Genomic DNA, 17,891 nt, shown 5'->3' with positions numbered 1-17,891 from the left:
GCCCCCGCGCCGAACCAAGGCTTCTACACCACGTCGATGCGGGCGCAAACGAAAGCCGAGCGGCGGGAGCGATCCCCCGTTTTGATCAGACCGCTTCGGCCAGCTCCGGCGCATGGGCGCGCCAGCGCCAAGCGCGCGGTTGCTCCATCAACGCACGAACAGCGGCGTTATTGAGGCCGTGTCCGGCCAGAATTCCTTCGAACCTGCCAAGGATCGGAGCGCCGACGACATAAAGGTCGCCGACGGCGTCCAGGGCCTTGTGGCGCACGAACTCGTCGGCGCGGCGCAGGCCTTCGGGATTGAGCACGCGGTCGCCGTCGATGACCACGGCGTTCTCCATCGAGCCGCCGCGGGCCAGGCCGATGTCGCGCAGCGCCTCGACTTCGCGCAGGAAGCCGAAGGTGCGGCAGTTCGACAGTTCCTTGCGGAAGCTTTCCTCGTCGATGGCGAGGTCGACGCGCTGGCGGCCGATGGCCTTGCTGGCGAAGGCGATCTCGAAGGCCACCTCGAAGGATTCGGCCGGCGTCAGGGACGCGCGCTTGTCGCCCTCGACCACCTCGATCGGCGAGAGAATCTCGATGTAGCGGCGCGCGGCTTCCTGGCGGCGGCGACCGGCGCGGTCGAGGATCTGCACGAAGGGCTCGGACGAGCCGTCCATGATCGGCACTTCCGGACCGTCCAGCTCGACGACGCAGTTGTCGACCGACAGGGCGGCCAGGGCGGCCATCAGGTGCTCGATGGTCGAGACGCGCACGTCGGCGGCGTTGGCGATGACGGTGCCCAGCTGGGTCTGCACCACGGCGTCGCCGCGAACCGGCACGCGGTTGTCGCGATCCTGGACGTCGGTGCGCACGAAGACGATCCCGCTGTCGGGAGCGGCGGGGCGCACGGCGACGCGCACATGCGCGCCCGTGTGCAGGCCGATCCCTGCGAAGATCACCGGTCCAGCGACCGTGTGCTGATGATAAGGCGAAACCGACACGAGAAACCTTTGTAAACTTGGGAGCGGCTCTGCGGCCGCCTATTCGTCCCCATTTACCGTCTACGAGCTTTGCCGCGACGCAGCAACGCAAGTCCTGTTTCGGATTGTTACCTTCATAAGTCGTTGTCCGATATGGCATTTTCGCCACGCGGAAGACCAAATTCCGCCACCTTCGCTAACGGCGCCGCAGCATGGAGCAAAGCTTGCCCTTCGGGCTGTCCTCACCGGCACGGCGCCGCTAGGCTCGCGCCGTTTTTGGCAACCTTGCCGCCTGGACCACGACTTCCATGACCAAGACCTTGCGCCTCGCCGCCTCCGCTCTCGCCCTCTCGCTGGCCGCCTTTGCGGTCGTCCCGGCCGCCGCCCAGGCGCAGGGTCGCGGCTTCACCGCCAAGGACATGGTCACCCTCGACCGCGTCAGCGAGCCGAAGGTGTCGCCGGACGGCCGCCAGGTGATCTACCTGGTGCGGACGATGGACCTGCCGGCCAACAAGGCCTCGTTCTCGCTGTGGGTCGCCGACCTGAAGGCCAGGATCGCCCCACGCCGTCTGGCGGTGTCGGACGGCGGCGTCTCCAGCGCCCGCTGGTCGGCCGACGGCAAGAGCATCTACTTCCTGTCGGGCCGCGCCGGCTCCGACCAGGTGTTCCGCACGGACGCTTCGGGCGAGACCGCCGTCCAGGTGACCAAGGCCCCGTTCGACGTCGGCGCCTTCAAGGTCTCGGCCGACGGCAAGACGGTGGTGGTCAGCCAGGCCGTCTTCCCCGACTGCCCCACCCTGGCCTGCACCCAGGAGCGCCTGGACCAGAAGAAGGCCCAGAAGACGACCGGCGTCGTCTACGACAAGCTCTTCATCCGTCACTGGGACACCTGGAACGACGGCACGAAGAACCATCTCTACGCCTACGACCTGGACGCTTCGGGCGTGGCGGCGGGCGAGGCGAAGGCGCTCATGGCCGGCTTCGACGGTGATTCCCCGACCAAGCCGTTCGGCGGCGACGAGGACTTCACCATCAGCCCCGACGGCAAGACCGTGGTGTTCTCGGCCAAGATCGCCGGCCGCGACGAGCCCTGGCAGACCAACTACGACCTATGGTCGGTTCCGGTCGACGGCTCGGCCAAACCGGCCAACCTGACCGAAGACAACAAGGCCTGGGACGCCCAGCCCACCTTCTCGCCGGACGGCAAGGTCCAGGCGTGGCTGGCCATGAAGCGCCCGGGCTTCGAGGCCGACCGCTTCGGCGTCATGGTGCGCGAGAACGGCAAGGTGCGTGAAGTGGCCCCGGCCTGGGACCACTCGGCCCAGTCGATCACCTTCAGCGGCGACGGCAAGACCATCTACACGACCGCCGAGGACGTGGGTCAGACCAAGCTCTTCGCCATCGACGTCAAGACCGGCAAGGCCACGGCCCTGACCGGCGAGGGCCACGTGGGCGCGTTCAGCGCCGCCGGCGGCTCGACCGTCATCGCCCAGGACAATCTGAAGACCCCGGCCCAGCTCTATGCGCTGGCTCCGAAAGGCGCGCCGATCAAGCTGACCGGCCTGAACGCCGACAAGCTGGAAGGCGTCGCCCTGGGCGAGGCCGAGCAGTTCAGCTTCAAGGGCTGGAACGACGAGACCGTGCACGGCTATCTCGTGAAGCCGGCCAACTTCGATCCGTCTAAGAAGTATCCGGTCGCCTTCCTGATCCACGGCGGCCCGCAGGGCTCGTTCGGGAACCTCTTCCACTACCGCTGGAACGCCCAGACCTACGCCGGCGCCGGCTATGCCGTGGTGATGATCGATTTCCACGGCTCGACCGGATACGGCCAGGCCTTCACCGACGCGATCAGCCAGCATTGGGGCGACCGCCCGCTGGAAGACCTGCAGAAGGGCTGGGACTTCGCCACCAAGAAGTACGGCTTCCTCGACCAGGACCGCGCCTGCGCCTTGGGCGGCTCGTACGGCGGCTTCATGATCAACTGGATCGCCAGCCAGTGGAAGGAGCCGTGGAAGTGCCTGGTGAACCACGACGGCATCTTCGACAGCCGCTTCATGGGCTACTCGACCGAGGAGCTGTGGTTCAGCGAGTGGGAAAACGGCGGCGCGCCGTGGGAAGGCAAGACCACCTACAGCCAGTTCAACCCGGCCGACCACGTGGCCGAGTGGACCGTGCCGACCCTCGTCGTCCAGGGCCAGAACGACTTCCGCGTGCCCCTCGAACAGGGCATCGCCACCTTCACGGCGCTGCAGCGCAAGGGCGTGCCCAGCAAGTTCCTCTACTACCCCAACGAAAACCACTGGGTGCTGAAGGCCCAGAACTCGGTCCAGTGGCACGACGAGGTGCTGGGCTGGCTGAACCAGTGGACGGGGAAGTAAGGCCCACGGCGGCAAACTCCTCCCTCGCGCAGCGGGGGAGGAGCTTCAATCAAATCCGGCCCGTCGCGACCGACCAGGTCAGGCGGGCCTTTTTTTCGAGCTCGCTCATCTCGCGCCCCTTTGCCTGGCGCGCCGCCAGGGCGGCCGGCGCTACGGCCGGAAAGGCGGCGATCGGCAGGGTCTTGAGCTCGGCGGCCGCCGCCTTGCGCTGCTGCGTCACCCGGGCCTCGACATCGGCGGCGGTCCAGGCCAGCGGCAGGCGCGAGCGACCGGCCAGCTTCAGCCGCCACAGGCCCGCGAGGCCATAAGCGCGGGCGGCGGCGCGGACGGCGGCGGGATCGGCCGAGGCGTCCAGGCGCCGGGCCATCAGGCCGGCCAGGGCGCCGGCGGTGGCGTCCAGATAGGCCAGCACAGCGGCCTCGTCGGCCAGCGGCACCTCCTCCAGGTCGGCCAGGCGCGCCTCGGCCATGGCCGCCAGGGCCAGCGGATCGACGCCCGAAGCGGCCAGTGCCTCGACGGCCGGGTGCTTGCGCGGGGCCTTGCCGGCGGCCAGTTCCTCCATCGCCTCGCGCCACCAGGTCAGGCGGATCTCGCCCATCAGCGCGCTGGTGACGCCGCCGGCCACGCGCGCCAGCTCGTAGTTGAAGGCGACCAGGGCGACGATGTCGGTCCGCGCCGCGAGGTCGGAGACGAACCGGCTGGCCAGCCAGCGATCGTTGTCGATGCGGCGGACCAGATCATCGAGGCCGGAATCGTAGGGGTTTTCGGGGGCGGCGGACATGGCGCGGCTTATGCCCCCCTCTTACCCGAAGAGAAAGGCCCGCCGTACCGGCGGGCCAACCGTCCAAAGAAAAAGGCCCGCCGGACGGGCGGGCCTTCGTCTCGATCCGGCGGACGGATCAGTTGAACAGCGTCTGGTACATCGTCATCGTAACCAGCATCGGAATGCTGAGCAGCAGGTTGATGCGCGAGAATAGCATGGCGGTCGTAGCCGCCTTGGCCTTGGTCGCGTCGTCGGCCGGCACCAGGCCGAGGGCCCGCTTCTGGTTCGGCCAGATCAGGCCCCAGACGTTGAAGAACATCACGGTGGCCAGCCACATGCCCATGCCGATGAAGGTGAAACCCATGTCGACGCCGCGCTGGTAGCCCTGCCAGGCGCCCAGCGTGATGGCCTCCATCAGGTAGCCGCGGCTGAAGGCGACGATCATGCCCATGATCCAGGTGGCCAGGGCCGACCAGCGGAACCAGAACAGCGCCTCGGGGGCGATATACTTGCTGACCGCCGGCTTCAGCTCGGCGGGGATGGTCGGCATCACCCGCATCTGCACGAAGTTGAAGTAGTAGAGCAGCCCGATCCACAGGATGCCGAACAGCACGTGCAACCAGCGGAACACCGCCTGCCAGTAGGCGCCGTGGAAGCCGTTGGGGCTGTGCCCGAAACCGAACACCATCACCAGGGCCAGCACGAAGCTGACGATGATGGTGCTGCGGAAGTTGGTGAGAATCCCAGTCAATTCAGCCCCCTGAGCCGTGTCTTGGCGTGCAGGATAGGCGGTGTGGGAGAGTCGGGGAAGCGGCCCCCTCAGTCGCTTCGCGACAGCTCCCCCAGAGGGGGAGGTGGCGCGTAGGGCCGGAGGGGGTTCAGACCGCGATCAGCGCCGCGGCCATGCGCCGGCCTTCGCTGGCCAGGACGTTGTAGGTGCGGGCGGCGGCCTCGGTGCTCATGAACTCGAGGCCCAGGCCCGCGGCCTTCAGCGCGTCGCGCACGGGGCGCGGCGGCAAGGCGTTGGCTAGGCCCATGCCCAGCAGCACGAACTCGACCGCCCCGCCGGCGGCGAACACCGGGGCGAAGGCGTCAGGCGTCAGCTCCGCCAGGCTGGCGACGGCCCAGTCCAGCGGCTGGTCGTCGATGACCAGCAGCGAACCGGGCCGCCAGACGCCGGAAACCCGGAAGCCGCCGCCGCCCCAGGCGTCGATCGACGGGGGCTGGCGGGGGGTAGGCCCCTGGCTCACGGCTGGCTGGCCGCGCCGAGCTTCACCGGCTTGGCCTCTTCGTCGCCGCGCTTGACGCCCCAGACCAGGATCAGGGGCAGAGCGATGTAGATCGACGAATAGGTGCCGATGGCGATGCCGAACACCATGGTGAAGACCAGCGGGAACAGCACCGGACCGCCGAAGATCATCGTGCCGCCCAGCGCCAGCAGCGCCGTCGAGCCGGTGATGATCGTCCGCGACAGACGCTCGTTCTCCGACAGGTCGATGATCTCGCGCAGCGGCGTGGTCTTGTACTTGCGCAGGTTTTCCTTGAGGCGGTCGAAGGTGATGACCTTTTCGTTCATCGAGTAGCCGATGACCGTCAGCAGGGCCGCGACCGAGGTCATCGAGAACTCGATCTGCATCACCGACAGGATGCCCAGGGTCAGGATGATGTCGTGGAACACGGCCACGACGGCGCCGACGGCGAACTGCCACTGGAAGCGGAACCAGATGTAGCCGAGCATCAGCAGCAGGGCGATGCCCAGCGCCTTGAAGCCGCCGAGCAGCAGCTCGCCCGAGACCTTGGCGCCGATGACGGTCGGCGCCGGCATGGTCATGCCGGGAAACTTCTGGACGATCTCGGTCTTGATCCGGTTGGCCTCGACGTTGGCGTTGACGCCTTCGGTCGGCAGGAAGCGGATCATCGCCGAGTTGGGCGAGCCGAAGCCCTGGACCTGCACGTCATGCGCGCCGGTAGCCCGGGCCACCTTGCGCAGTTCGTCGAGGTCGATGGCCGTGGGCATGCGGGCTTCCAGGGCGACGCCGCCCTTGAAGTCGATGCCCAGGTTCAGGCCCTGGGTGAAGAACGACACGCCCGAACCGACGATCAGGATGAGCGAGAAGATCGCGGCGACCGGGGCCCAGCGCACGAAGCGGTAGTGGGTCGAACGCGGGATCAGGCGAATGAGGGGCCAAGCAGCCATGAGCTTTGATCCTTACGCGATCGGCAGCTTCTTCGGCTTGGCGGTCTTGAACCACCAGCCGATGAGCACTTGAGTGATGATGATGGCGGTGAACAGCGAGGTGAACACGCCGATCGCCAGGGTCCAGGCGAAGCCCTTCACGGGGCCCGAGCCGAAGCTGAACATGATACCGGCCGAGATCAGGCTGGTGATGTTGGCGTCGAGGATCGACACCAGGGCCAGCCTGTAGCCGGTATCGGCCGCCGACATCGGCGACTTCCCGGCCGCGGCCTCGTCGCGCATCCGCTCGTAGATCAGCACGTTGGCGTCGACGGCGACGGCGAGCGTGAGGATCAGGCCGGCGATGCCGGGGAAGGTCAGGGTCGCCTGGCTGAACGACATGATGCCGACGATCAGCAGCACGTTGGCGATCAGGGCGATGGCCGCGAACACGCCGAACAGGCCGTAGGCCAGGATGATGAAGACGAACATCGCCGCCGCGCCGATGGCCAGCGAGATCGCGCCGGCCTTCACGGCGTCCGCGCCCAGTTCGGCGCCGACGGTGCGTTGCTCTTCGATGTTCAGCTGGGCCGGCAGCGCGCCCGAACGCAGCAGCAGCGACAGTTCGCTGGCGCTTTCGACGGTGAAGTTGCCGGTGATCTGGCCCGAACCGCCGAGGATCGGCGTTTGGATGGTCGGCGCCGAGATGACCTTGTTGTCGAGCACGATGGCGAAGCGCTTGCCGAGATTGCGGGAAGTGGCGTCGCCGAACTTGCGGGCGCCCGAGCCGTTGAAGCGGAACGAGACCACCGGACGGCCGCTCTGGCCGTCGAAGGCCTGCTGGGCGTCGACCAGTTCCTCGCCCGAGACGACGGCGCGCTTCTTCAGGGCGTAGGCGGGGACGTAGCCGTCGCCGCTGGGCACCAGCACGGTGCCGGGCGGCAGGCGGCCCGAAGCCATTTCTTCCTGGGTGACCGTCTCGTCGACCATCTGGAAGGTCAGCTTGGCGGTCTTGCCGATGACGGCCTTCAGGCGCTCGGGGTCGCTTTCGCCGGCGGCCTGGATGACGATGCGGTCCGCGCCCTGGCGGGTGATCGTCGGCTCCTTGGTGCCCAGGCTGTCGATACGGCGGCGGATGGTCTCGATCGACTGGTCGACGGCCTTGGAGGCGTCGGCGCGAGCGGCGTCGGGCGAGAAGGTCAGCTCGATGCGCTGGTCGGGCTTGGTCGAGACGTTGACGTCGGTGCCCACGCCGCTGGGCAGCGGGCTGCCCAGCTTGCGCAGTTCGGCGACCGCGGCGTTGACCTTGGAGGCGTCGTCGATGCGCACGCCGATCACGCCGTTGGCCTGGGCCAGGCCGTTGAAGTCGATTCCCGCGGTGCGCAGGGTGTTGCGGGCGTCCTCGACCAGGTTGTCGAGGCGCTCCTTGCGCAGTTGGGCGGTGTCGACCTCATACAGGAGGTAGGACCCGCCCTGGAGGTCGAGGCCAAGGTTCAGCTTCTGCTTGGGAACCCATCCCGGCAGGGCGTCTAGCGTCTTCTGCGGCAGAAGATTCGGCAGGGTGAAGACGATGCCGAAGATCACCGACAGGGTGACCAGGATAATCTTCCAGCGGGATAGGCTCAGCATGGACTACGAGGCTCTCGACGACGCCGGGGGCGCCAGGGCGGGCTTGATACGAACTAGACTTAAGCTCAGTTCTTGGGGTCGTTGGCCGGAGCCGGTTCGCCCTTGGCCGTGACTTCGGTGATCATGGCCTTGCGGACCTTCACCGTGACGCCCTGAGCGATTTCGACGCCGACTTCCTTTTCTTCCACGCGCACGATCTTGCCGATCACGCCGCTGGACAGAACGACACTGTCGCCGCGCTTGATGTTGCTCAGGGTCGCGAGGTGTTCCTTTTGGCGCTTCTGCTGAGGACGGATCAGCATGAAGTAGAACAGCACGACCATGAGGATGATCGGCGCGATGCCGATGAGCTGCTGCTCCAGGCCACCAGAGGGGTTCATAACGTCTCCACGAATTTCTGCGGGCGGAGCGCCTGAAATAGGGTCCCCGCCAAGTCGGCGGAAGCTATGCGTTCACCTCCTCTTTTGCAATGAGGGCGCGAGGGCGTTAGGAGCGTGGCCATGACCGAAGCCGCCCTGCCCCTGCTCGCCCGCATCGCCGACGCCCTGGATCGCCTGGCGCCGCCCGCTCCCGTCGCGCACAGTTTCGACGGCGCGCGCCTCTTCCGGCACGAGCCGGTCTCGGGCGCCTTCCTGCCCGCGCCCGACTACGCGATGGACATCGAGCTGCTGGTCGGCATCGAGCGCCAGAAGGAGCGCTTCCTGCAGAACCTGCGCCGGTTCGCCGTCGGCCTGCCCTGCAACCACGTGCTGCTGTGGGGCGTGCGCGGCACGGGCAAGAGCTCGCTGACCAAGTCGGCCTTCATGGCCCTGGCGGCCGAGTATCCCGACCTGAAGCTGGTCGAGGTCGACCGCGACGAGGTCGCCGCCCTGCCCCCGCTGTTCGACGCCCTGCGCGCGCGCACCGAGCGCTTCGTGGTGCTGTGCGACGACCTGTCGTTCGAGGACGGCGCGGCGGCGGCCAAGGCCCTGAAGTCGGCGCTCGAGGGCGGCGTCGCCGGCCCGCCCGAGAACGTGCTGTTCGTCTCGACCTCGAACCGCCGCCACCTGATGCCGCGCGATCACGCCGAAAGCCAGGGCGCCATCGCCTCGGCCGAGAACGCGGAAGAAGAGATGAGCGTCTCCGACCGCTTTGGCCTGTGGATCGGCTTCCCGCCCATGGACCAGCCGACCTATCTGGCGGCCATCAACACCTATGCCGAGCGTTTCGGCCTTCAGGTCGAGAACCTGGAGCGCCGGGCCCTGCAATGGTCGCAGCTGCGCGGGGCCCGCTCGGGCCGGGTGGCGTGGCAATTTGTCCGCGACCTAGCCGGCGAACTGGGCGTACGCTTGCCCGGATAACACTAATCCGGGGGGAAGCGTGGCCGACGGCAAGCCGTGGTTCAGGGTCAAGCGTCATGGCTATGGCGCGGGCCCGCCTTGCAGTTGGGAAGGCTGGGCCGTCGTCGCCCTCTATATCGGCCTGCTGCTGGCCTCGGCCGTCCTCTACGGCAAAGCCCACCCGCGCCTCGTCGGCGCGTTCGTCGTGGTCATAACCCTGGTCGTCATGCTCGTCGCCCGCTGGAAGAGCGACGCGCCCTGGCAGTGGCGCGACGGCGAGGAAGACTAGGCCGGATCGCCGCTGGTCGCCGGCGGGGTCTTCTTCTCGGTCAGGGCCACCAGCGCCACGCCGACCATGGTCGCGCCGCCGCCGATGACCAGTTGCAACGACAGGGCGTCGCCCATGAACAGCACGCCGATCGTGCACGAGACCAGCGGCGTCAGCAGGAAGTAGGGCGTCACGCGTCCCGGCTCGCGCCGCTGCACCAGCCAGAACAGCAGGGCGCTGGCCCCGATGGTCGAGACGACGCCGGCGAACACCACGCAGGCCCAGGCCAGCGGCGGCGCGGACGAGACCTTGGCCACCACATCGTCCTCGAAGGCGAAGGACATGGCGATCAGGATCGGCGCGGCCACGAAGGCGGTCAGGCCTTGCACCTTCAGCGGCTTCACGCCCGGCGTCTTGCGCACCAGCACCGTGGCCACCGCCCAGATGGCGGCGGCGGTGACGCCCAGGGCGATGGCCGGCAGGTCGGCCGCGCCGTGCGGATCAAGGCTCATCCACGCCACGCCCGCGAAGGCGACGGCCAGGCCGACGACGGCCGGAATGCGCATGGTCTCACCCAGCATCCGCCAGGCGAACAGGGCGGTGAACGGGATCCACAGCTGGGTGGCCACCACCAGCGGGCTCAGCGACTTGGCCATGCCGAAGGCGATGTAGATCAAGGCGAAGTGGATCGGTCCCGACAGCAGCACGATGGTCAGCAGCCGCTTCCAGTCCGGAAACGGCGGCCGCACGAACGGGAACAGGAAGGCCAGCGCCAGGGCGAAGCGCAGTCCGCCCACCATCATCGGCGGCAGGGCGGCGGTGGCGAACTTGGCCGCGGCGTTGTTCAGCCCCCAGGTCAGGATGATCGCCAGGATCGCCAGGCGTTCGATCGTCGTCAGGGGGCCGGTGGACGCGGACATGGGGCCGCTTGGATCAGACCCCGCCCGATCCTTCAACCCCGCCGGCGCCGATCACCTGCCGAATGGCCGACAAGAGGATTTCCAGGTCCGCGTCGGGCGTCGTGAAAGCCGGCGTCAGGTAGACGACCTTGCCCATCGGCCGGATCCACGCGCCCTTGGCCGCGAAGGCCTGGCACAGCGCGCCGACGGCCACCGGCGAGGCGAACTCGACGACGCCGATCGCGCCCAGCACCCGCACGTCGACGACGCCCGGCGCTTGGCGGCAAGGCTCCAGCCCTTCCTTCAGCGCCGCCGACACCCGCGCCACGTCGGCTTTCCAGGTTCCGGCCTCGAACAGGTCCAGCGAGGCGTTGGCCGCGGCGCACGCCAGCGCATTGCCCATGTAGGTCGGCCCGTGCATCAGGGCCGCGCCGGCGTCGTCGGACCAGAAGGCCTCGAACACCTTCTTGGAGGCGACGGCGGCCGACAGCGGCAGGGTGCCGCCGGTCAGGGCCTTGGACAGGGTGACGATGTCGGGCTCGATCCCCGCCGCCTGCATGGCGAAGAGCTCGCCCGTGCGGCCAAAGCCGGTGAAGATCTCGTCGAAGATCAGCAGCACGCCGTGCTTGTCGGCCAGCCGGCGCAGGCGGCGCAGCACCTCCGGATCGTGGAACAGCATGCCGCCGGCGCCCTGCACCAGGGGCTCGGTCAGCATGGCGGCGATCTCCCCGCCCCGCTGCGCGAGCAGGATGTCCAACGCGGCCTCGGAGGCGTCGTCCAGCGGCAGGTCGGCGATCACCTGGGCGGGCATGACGCCCGAGAACAGGCTGTGCATCCCCTCCTCCGGGTCGCAGACCGTCATCGTCGCCAGGGTGTCGCCATGATAGCCGCCGCGGAACGACAGGAAGCGCGTGCGGCCCGTCTCGCCGCGATTGATGTGGAACTGAAGCGCCATCTTCATGGCGATCTCGACCGACACCGAGCCGGACTCGGCGAAGAACACATGGTCGAGTTCGCCCGGCAGCATCGCCGCCAGCCGCGCGGCCAGACGGTAGGCCGGCTGGTGGGCCAGGCCGCCGAACATCACGTGCGGCATGGCCTCCAGCTGCTGGCGGACCGCCGCAGCGATGTGGGGATGGTTGTAACCGTGAACCGCCGTCCACCAGCTGGCGATGCCGTCGACCAGCTCGCGCCCGTCCTCCAGCACGATCCGCGAGCCGTGGGTGCGCACGACCGCAAGCGGCGCCGGGGCGGTCTTCATCTGGCAGTAGGGCCGCCAGACATGCTTGGCGCCTTCCGAGAGCCAGTCGGGAGCAGTCATGACGATCCTTTCGTTGCGCCGGAGGGGCGCCCCGCCTAGACGGGCTCGGCCCCAAGGGCAAACGGGAATCTGAATCGGAATGCACAGTCTGGACGCCTTCGCGAGCGGCAAGCTCGCGGCCCTGGAGGCCATGAGCCTGCGCCGCCGCCTCAAGCCCACCCGCCGCCTGCCCGGCGCGGTCGTCGAGCGTGACGGCAAGCGCCTGCTGTCTTTCTCCTGCAACGACTATCTGGGCCTGTCGCAGCATCCGGCCGTGATCGCCGCCGCCCAGGCCGCCGTGGCCGAGCACGGCGCGGGCTCGGGCGCCTCGCGCCTGGTCACCGGCGACAACCCGCTGATCGAGGAGCTCGAGGCGCGCCTGGCCCGCCTCAAGGGAACCGAGGCCTGCGTCGTGTTCGGTTCGGGCTATCTGGCCAACACCGGCGTCATCCCCACCTTCGCCGGCAAGCAGGACGTGGTGTTCGTCGACGAGCTGGCCCATGCCTGCATCTGGGCCGGCGCCCAGCTCTCCGGCGCCAAGGTCGTATCCTTCCCGCACAACGACAGCGACGCCCTGGCCGAACTGCTGGCCGAGCATCGCTCGATCTTCCGCCACGCCATCGTCGCCACCGACGGGGTGTTCTCGATGGACGGCGACGTCGCGCCGCTGGACTGGCTGTCGGCGGTCTGCGAGGCCAATGACGCCTGGCTGCTGGTCGACGACGCCCACGGCGTGGGCGTGCTGGGCGAAGGCAAGGGAACGGCCGCCCTGTTCCCCGACGCCGTGATCCCCTTGCAGATGGGCACGCTGTCCAAGGCCCTGGGCTCTTACGGCGGCTATCTGTGCGCCTCGCAGAGCGTGGTCGACTTCCTGAAGACCCGGGCCCGCACCGTCGTCTACACCACCGGCCTGCCGCCCGCCTCGGCCGCCGCCGCCATCGCCGCGCTCGACCTGATCGAGGCCGACCCCGCCTTCGCCGCGCAGCCGCTGCGCAAGGCCCGCCTGTTCACTAAGGCCGCCGGCCTGCCCCGCGCCGAAAGCCCGATCGTGCCGGTGGTGATCGGCGAAGCCGATGCGGCCCTGGCCGCCTCCGCTTCCCTGGAGGCCGAGGGTTTCCTGGTGGTGGCCATCCGTCCGCCGACCGTGCCCGCCGGCACGGCCCGCCTGCGCCTGGCCTTCAGCGCCGAGCATCCCGACGACGAGGTGCAGCGCCTGGCCGCCCTCGTCCGTCCCCATGTGGAAGCGGGCCGATGAGCGCCCTGTTCGTCGCCGGGACCGGCACCGACATCGGCAAGACCCACGTCGCCTGCGCGCTGATCCGGGCCCTTAAGGCCAGGGGCGTGGCCGTCGACGCCTTCAAGCCGGTGGTCAGCGGCTTCGATCCGGCCGATCCGTCCAGCAGCGATCCGGCGCGCCTGGCGCTGGCGCTAGGCGATCCCGCCGCCCTGCCCCGCATCTCGCCGCGCCGCTACCTGGCCCCGCTGGCGCCCAACCTCGCCGCGCGGCTCGAGGGCGACGTCCTGCGGATCGAGGACCTGGCCGCCGACTGCCGTGCGGCCCTCGCCGGCGAGCACGAACTGATGCTGGTGGAAGGCGCCGGCGGGGTGATGTCGCCGCTCACCGACGAGGCGACCAATCTCGACCTGATCGCGGATCTTCGCCTGCCGGTCCTGCTGATCGCCGGCTCCTATCTCGGCACGATCAGCCACGTGCTGACCGCCCTGGTCGCCCTGCGGGCCCGTGGCGCGACCGTGGCCGCCATCGTCATGAGCGAGAGCCTCGACGCGCCCGACCTCGCCCAGACCGCCGACGCCCTGGCCGCCTTCGAGCATGAGACGCCAATCTTCCTTGCGCCGCGCGACGAAGCCTGGAACGCAAGCGAGCTGGCCGACCATCTGGTAAAGGGGCTCTGACGCATGCGCGTGGCGATGATCGGCCTGGGCGACATCGCCCGCAAAGCCTACCTGCCGGTTCTGGGAACCCGCGCCGACGTGCAACTGGCCTTCGTCACCCGCAGCACCGCCACGCTCGATGAACTGGGCGCGGCCTGGCGGGTCGATCGCCTGCACACCGACCTGGACGAGGCTCTAGCCCAGGGCCTCGACGCCGCCTTCGTGCATGCGGCCACCGAGGTGCATCCACACATCGTCCGTCGCCTCATCGAAGCGGGTGTGCCCACCCTGGTCGACAAGCCGATCGCCGACACGCTGGAGGCCAGTGAAATCCTGGTCGACCTGGCCGAGACGCGGGGTGTGTCGCTGATGGTCGGCTTCAACCGCCGCCACGCCCCCGCCCAGGCCGAGGCGGCGGCGCTGAACGCCCCGTTCGTGCTGATGCAGAAGAACCGCACGGGCCACGCGGACGGCGTGCGGCGCACGGTCTTCGACGACTTCATCCACGTGGTCGATTCCTTGCGCTTCCTGGCGCCCGGCGCGATGGACGCAAGGATCAGCGGCCGCCTGGACGGCGACCTGCTGGAGCACGTGATGCTGCACCTGACGGGTTCCAACCGCGACGCCGTCGGGATCATGAACCGCGTCAGCGGCGCCAACGAAGAGGTTCTGGAAGTGATGGGCGGCGGGATCAAGCGCCGGATCGTCAACCTCGCCGACGTCACCGACTTCGCCGGCGGCGAGCGCCTGGCCCGCCGCGGCGACTGGACGAGCGTCGGCCGTCAGCGCGGCTTCGAGGCGATGATCGAGGCCTTTCTCTCCGCCGTGCGCGAGGACCGACGCCTGTCGGCCCTCGACGCCCTGGAAACCCACCGCCTGTGCGAACAGGTGGTGTCGGAACTGTCGGCCTAGAAATCCGCCGACAGCGTCACCTGGAAGGTCCGGTGCGAGCCGGGCCGGAAGGTGGCCAGGGTGTCCACGGTGGTGCTGATCGTGCCGAGATAGTCCTCGTCGAACAGGTTATCGACGTTGATCCGCGCCTTGACCTGCTTCAGCGGCCCCACGCCGAAGCCGTCGCCCAGGTCGATATAGGCGTTCCACACCGTGTAGCCGTCCGTCTTCTCGGTGTTGCGCATGTTGGTGTAGCGGTCGCTGAGGTGGCGGGCCGAGATGTTGACCAGCGCCCAGTCGGTCGGCTCCCAGGTCACCCCGCCCTGGAACAGCCAGGTCGGGAAGTCCGGCAGGGTGTTGCCCGCGATCGGCTGAACCCCGAAGTTGTTCTCGAACTCGGCCCGGTTGTACGACAGGTTGGCGTTGAAATAGACCTTGCCGCCCAGGACCTGCGGTTTCCACTGGCCGCTGAACTCGGCCCCGTGGGCCTCCACCCCGCCGACGTTCTGGAAGAAGGTCTCGGTCGTCGTGCTGCCCGGCACCACCGAGGCGTAGGACTGCAGGCGATTGTCGAAGGCGGTGTAGTAGGCCACGACCGAGGCGTTGAAGGTCGGCCGGTTGGCGCGATAGCCGATCTCGAGGTTCTGCGAGGTCTCGGCGTCGGGGCCGGGCGCTCCTGGGCTGGCGGCCGAGTAGATGTCGTCGGCGCCGCGTGGCAGGGCCAGGTTCTCCGAATAGGACGCGAACACCTGGTCTCGGCTGTTGATCGAGTAGACCAGGCCCACCTGCGGCAGGAAGCTGTCCTTCCAGTTGTCGGTGATCCGGGGCCGGCGCTGGGCGATGTAGTCGGCCGGATTGCGATAGCCGGCGATCTCGTAGTCGATGTCGGTGGCCTTGAAACCCAGCTCGACCTTCAGCCTGTCGTCCAGCAGCCGCACCGTGTCCTTCAGGAAGAACTGAGTGGTCTCGCGGGTGGAGACGTAGTTGCGCTGCAGGTGCACCGGCTCGTTCAGCAGCGCCGCGCCGTCGGGGTGGCCGCCCGCGGTGTTATAGCGGGCCTGGGTGCGGTGGTAGTCGTCCTTCTCCAGCCAGACGCCGGCCTGGACGGTGTGGATGCCCGCTCGCCAGGTTCCGCCGACGGTGATCCCCTTGCGCGTACCGTCGACGCCCGATAGGCCGTACTGCACGCCCTTGGGCGCGGTCAGGCCGGCCACGATCAGGCGCTCGGCGTTGTAGCTGGACAGCGAGGTGGCGTAGGCCTCGGGCGAGACGCCGTAGCCGCCCTTGTCCTCGTAATAGGCGGTCGAGCGGATCTCGAAGGCCTCGCCGATCGGCTTGTTCAGCGACAAGCCGTAGAGGTGGTCCTGCCGGGCGTTGACCGCGAACTTGTAGTACTGGTTGTAGGCGGTGTTGGAGTACGGCACGCCCGTCGCCGTGACCGGCAGGTTGGGCACGTAGCCGAGATAGGCGAAGTCGCGCCCCTTGCGGCCGAATAGGTCGCCCGCCGTCCCGTCGTACTGGGCCTTGGTGATCGACGGGGAGTCGTAGTCGTAATAGTCGTTGTGAACGGTCTGGAACGTCAGGTTCCCGCCGCTCTCGAAGGCGTAGTCGAGCTTGCCCTCGTAGTGCTCGCGCTTGATGAAGCCCGGACCGCGCCACAGGTCGCCCTTGATCCAGGAACCGGCGACATAGCCAGACAGCCGCCCGATCCTGCCGCTTTCCAGGCGCAGGAAGCTGCGGCGCAGGTTGTCCTCGCCCAGGGTCTGGCTGATCGAGCCGCCGGCCTCCGCGTCCGGGGTCTTGGTGAAGTAGTCGACGATCGGTCCCAGCGAGGCGTAGCTGGGCAGCGAGACATCGCCGGCGCCGGCCGAGGCCTGCACCCGCGCCAGGTTCTCGTTGTCGACATAGCGATAGATCGGGCTGCCGCCGAACTGGTCGCTGCGGCCCATCGGGATGCCGTCGAGCAGAAAGCCGATCTGCTGAAAGTTGAAGGCCCGCACCGAGACCGAATTGCCGAACTCGTACATGCCCAACGCGTCGTTGGCCTGGACGTTGAAGCCCGGCAGGCTCTCCAGCATCTTCAGGCCGGTCACGCCGGCCGGGGCCGACAGCAAGGCCTCGCGGGTGATCGAGACCGTGGCGGTGGCCTGATCGGTGCCGATGGCGACGCTGGCCTCCGACACCCGCTTGCCGGTGACCACCACGGCGTCGACCGTGTCGGCGGACGCCTTGGGATCTTCCTCGGCCAGGGCCGGCGCCCCCGCCCCCATGACGCTGGCCGCCAGCAAGGCGGCCTTCAGACGACGAAACGCGTGCTTGTTCGACTGGACTTGGATCACGGCTATCCCCTGCTTTTCGATCCCCCGACGAGACTGGCTCCCGACCGCAGGTCAAAAAACAGAAATCGCCGTTACAGGAGCCCACTTTTCTTCGTGGTTCCGCCAGCGACAAACGAGATCATTTAATATGCACCAGCACCGTTACTCGACAGGACACGGAAAACACGCCATCCCCCGCCGCGCATACTGACGGCGCGACGGCTTCTGGTCGATCTGGCCTTGGCGACGGACCTCACCATCCGGCGCCCTTCGCGACGACACTGCACGCTGCGCCGCCCTGCTCGTCAAACGCCGCGAGGGCCGTGGGCGCGCACCAAGCTTCGGCGCCGCGCGCTCCGGCGCCGAACGCGCAAAGAAAAGGCGGCCGCCCCTTTTCGGAACGGCCGCCTCTTCGAATTCATCCGACGACGGATGCTTAGAAGGGGATTTCGTCGTCCAGGTCGGCCGAGAAGCTCTCGCGCGGGCCGCTGGGCTGGCTGCGCGGGGCGCCGCCGCCGAAGTTGCCGCCGCCTTGGCCGCCGCCGTAGCCGCCACCGCCGCCGCCCTGGCCGTAACCGTCGTCATAGCCGCCGCCCGACGAGGCGCCGGCGCCGGCGCCGGCGCCGTCGCCGCGACCGCCCAGCATGGTCAGTTCGCCGCGGAACTTCTGCAGCACGATTTCGGTCGAATACTTTTCCTGGCCCTGCTGGTCGGTCCACTTGCGCGTCTGGATGGCGCCCTCGATGTAGACGGTCGAGCCCTTGCGCAGGTAGCTCTCGGCCACCTTCACCAGGTTGTCGTTGAAGATCACGACCCGGTGCCACTCGGTCTTTTCCTTGCGCTCGCCGCTGGAGCGGTCGCGCCAGGTCTCTGACGTGGCGATGCGCAGGTTGGCGACGCGGTCGCCCGAGTTGAGGGTGCGGATTTCGGGGTCGGCCCCGAGGTTGCCGACGAGGATGACCTTGTTGACGCTGCCAGCCATGGCGATGCCCTGTTCTCGCCCGGCGACCCAACGCGCCGGAATCTCGAAGCCAGGACGTTAACGACTCGGCAAGACCAAAATCAAGATTTGTTCTACGAACGTTCCTGTGAACGG

17 protein-coding genes are annotated in these 17,891 nt (G+C 68.3%); 6 read left to right on the top strand and 11 right to left on the bottom strand.

Features of this window, described 5'->3' with window-relative positions:
- Positions 1-85: 85 nt before the first annotated feature.
- Complete coding sequence (lpxC, locus tag V6S85_RS02045) at positions 86-982, bottom strand: UDP-3-O-acyl-N-acetylglucosamine deacetylase (RefSeq protein WP_334347837.1); 897 nt, start codon at positions 980-982, stop codon at positions 86-88.
- Positions 983-1,269: 287 nt separating this feature from the next.
- Between lpxC and V6S85_RS02040 the strand changes: the two genes are divergently transcribed.
- Positions 1,270-3,339: a S9 family peptidase gene (locus V6S85_RS02040; RefSeq protein WP_334347835.1), complete on the top strand. Its 2,070-nt coding sequence runs from the start codon at positions 1,270-1,272 to the stop codon at positions 3,337-3,339.
- Between the two features lie 49 nt (positions 3,340-3,388).
- Here the strand turns inward: V6S85_RS02040 and V6S85_RS02035 are convergent, their stop codons facing one another.
- From V6S85_RS02035 to yajC, 6 genes are all read right to left on the bottom strand, one after another.
- On the bottom strand, positions 3,389-4,120 hold the full coding sequence (locus V6S85_RS02035) for a squalene/phytoene synthase family protein (protein WP_334347834.1): 732 nt from the start codon (positions 4,118-4,120) through the stop codon (positions 3,389-3,391).
- Positions 4,121-4,238: 118 nt separating this feature from the next.
- A complete protein-coding gene (locus V6S85_RS02030) occupies positions 4,239-4,853 on the bottom strand; it encodes a urate hydroxylase PuuD (RefSeq protein WP_334347833.1) in 615 nt (204 codons plus the stop codon).
- A gap of 127 nt (positions 4,854-4,980) precedes the next feature.
- Positions 4,981-5,352 carry an Mth938-like domain-containing protein gene (locus V6S85_RS02025; protein ID WP_334347832.1) on the bottom strand — a complete coding sequence of 124 codons (372 nt, stop codon included), beginning with the start codon at positions 5,350-5,352 and terminating at the stop codon, positions 4,981-4,983.
- Positions 5,349-6,299 carry a protein translocase subunit SecF gene (secF, locus tag V6S85_RS02020; RefSeq protein WP_116566723.1) on the bottom strand — a complete coding sequence of 317 codons (951 nt, stop codon included), beginning with the start codon at positions 6,297-6,299 and terminating at the stop codon, positions 5,349-5,351. The genes V6S85_RS02025 and secF overlap by 4 nt, the downstream gene beginning before the upstream one ends.
- 12 nt (positions 6,300-6,311) lie before the next feature.
- Positions 6,312-7,907, bottom strand: a complete 1,596-nt coding sequence (gene secD / locus V6S85_RS02015; protein ID WP_116566721.1) for a protein translocase subunit SecD — start codon at positions 7,905-7,907, stop codon at positions 6,312-6,314.
- A 65-nt stretch (positions 7,908-7,972) separates the two neighbouring features.
- Positions 7,973-8,287 carry a preprotein translocase subunit YajC gene (gene yajC, locus V6S85_RS02010; RefSeq protein WP_116566719.1) on the bottom strand — a complete coding sequence of 105 codons (315 nt, stop codon included), beginning with the start codon at positions 8,285-8,287 and terminating at the stop codon, positions 7,973-7,975.
- Positions 8,288-8,407: 120 nt separating this feature from the next.
- Here yajC and V6S85_RS02005 point away from each other — a divergent pair, with 120 nt between their 5' ends.
- Both V6S85_RS02005 and V6S85_RS02000 read left to right on the top strand, forming a co-directional pair.
- Positions 8,408-9,247, top strand: a complete 840-nt coding sequence (locus tag V6S85_RS02005; RefSeq protein ID WP_334347831.1) for an ATP-binding protein — start codon at positions 8,408-8,410, stop codon at positions 9,245-9,247.
- A 19-nt stretch (positions 9,248-9,266) separates the two neighbouring features.
- Positions 9,267-9,515, top strand: a complete 249-nt coding sequence (locus tag V6S85_RS02000; RefSeq protein WP_334347830.1) for a hypothetical protein — start codon at positions 9,267-9,269, stop codon at positions 9,513-9,515.
- Here the strand turns inward: V6S85_RS02000 and V6S85_RS01995 are convergent.
- A complete protein-coding gene (locus V6S85_RS01995; RefSeq protein ID WP_334347829.1) occupies positions 9,512-10,414 on the bottom strand; it encodes a DMT family transporter in 903 nt (300 codons plus the stop codon). The two genes, V6S85_RS02000 and V6S85_RS01995, sit on opposite strands and share 4 nt — an antisense overlap.
- A 13-nt stretch (positions 10,415-10,427) precedes the next feature.
- The gene (locus V6S85_RS01990; RefSeq protein ID WP_334347828.1) at positions 10,428-11,714 is read right to left on the bottom strand and encodes an adenosylmethionine--8-amino-7-oxononanoate transaminase; all 1,287 of its coding nucleotides are present in this window, start codon (positions 11,712-11,714) and stop codon (positions 10,428-10,430) included.
- Between the two features lie 79 nt (positions 11,715-11,793).
- Between V6S85_RS01990 and bioF the strand changes: the two genes are divergently transcribed.
- Genes bioF through V6S85_RS01975 form a run of 3 tightly spaced genes read left to right on the top strand, consistent with a single transcriptional unit; the run spans position 11,794 to position 14,498 of the window.
- Positions 11,794-12,948, top strand: coding sequence for an 8-amino-7-oxononanoate synthase (gene bioF / locus V6S85_RS01985; protein WP_334347827.1), 1,155 nt, complete (start codon positions 11,794-11,796; stop codon positions 12,946-12,948).
- On the top strand, positions 12,945-13,607 hold the full coding sequence (gene bioD, locus V6S85_RS01980; protein WP_334347826.1) for a dethiobiotin synthase: 663 nt from the start codon (positions 12,945-12,947) through the stop codon (positions 13,605-13,607). The genes bioF and bioD overlap by 4 nt, the downstream gene beginning before the upstream one ends.
- 3 nt (positions 13,608-13,610) lie before the next feature.
- Positions 13,611-14,498, top strand: coding sequence for a Gfo/Idh/MocA family protein (locus tag V6S85_RS01975; RefSeq protein WP_334347825.1), 888 nt, complete (start codon positions 13,611-13,613; stop codon positions 14,496-14,498).
- Here V6S85_RS01975 and V6S85_RS01970 read toward each other — a convergent pair.
- Positions 14,495-16,813 carry a TonB-dependent receptor family protein gene (locus V6S85_RS01970; protein ID WP_442885637.1) on the bottom strand — a complete coding sequence of 773 codons (2,319 nt, stop codon included), beginning with the start codon at positions 16,811-16,813 and terminating at the stop codon, positions 14,495-14,497. The two genes, V6S85_RS01975 and V6S85_RS01970, sit on opposite strands and share 4 nt — an antisense overlap.
- 418 nt (positions 16,814-17,231) lie before the next feature.
- Complete coding sequence (gene ssb, locus V6S85_RS01965; protein WP_334347823.1) at positions 17,232-17,777, bottom strand: single-stranded DNA-binding protein; 546 nt, start codon at positions 17,775-17,777, stop codon at positions 17,232-17,234.
- Between the last annotated feature and the right edge of the window lie 114 nt (positions 17,778-17,891).

This window comes from Caulobacter sp. CCNWLW153 (assembly GCF_036889365.1).
Taxonomy (GTDB): domain Bacteria; phylum Pseudomonadota; class Alphaproteobacteria; order Caulobacterales; family Caulobacteraceae; genus Caulobacter; species Caulobacter radicis.
This window is presented reverse-complemented; position numbering and strand designations above follow the sequence as displayed.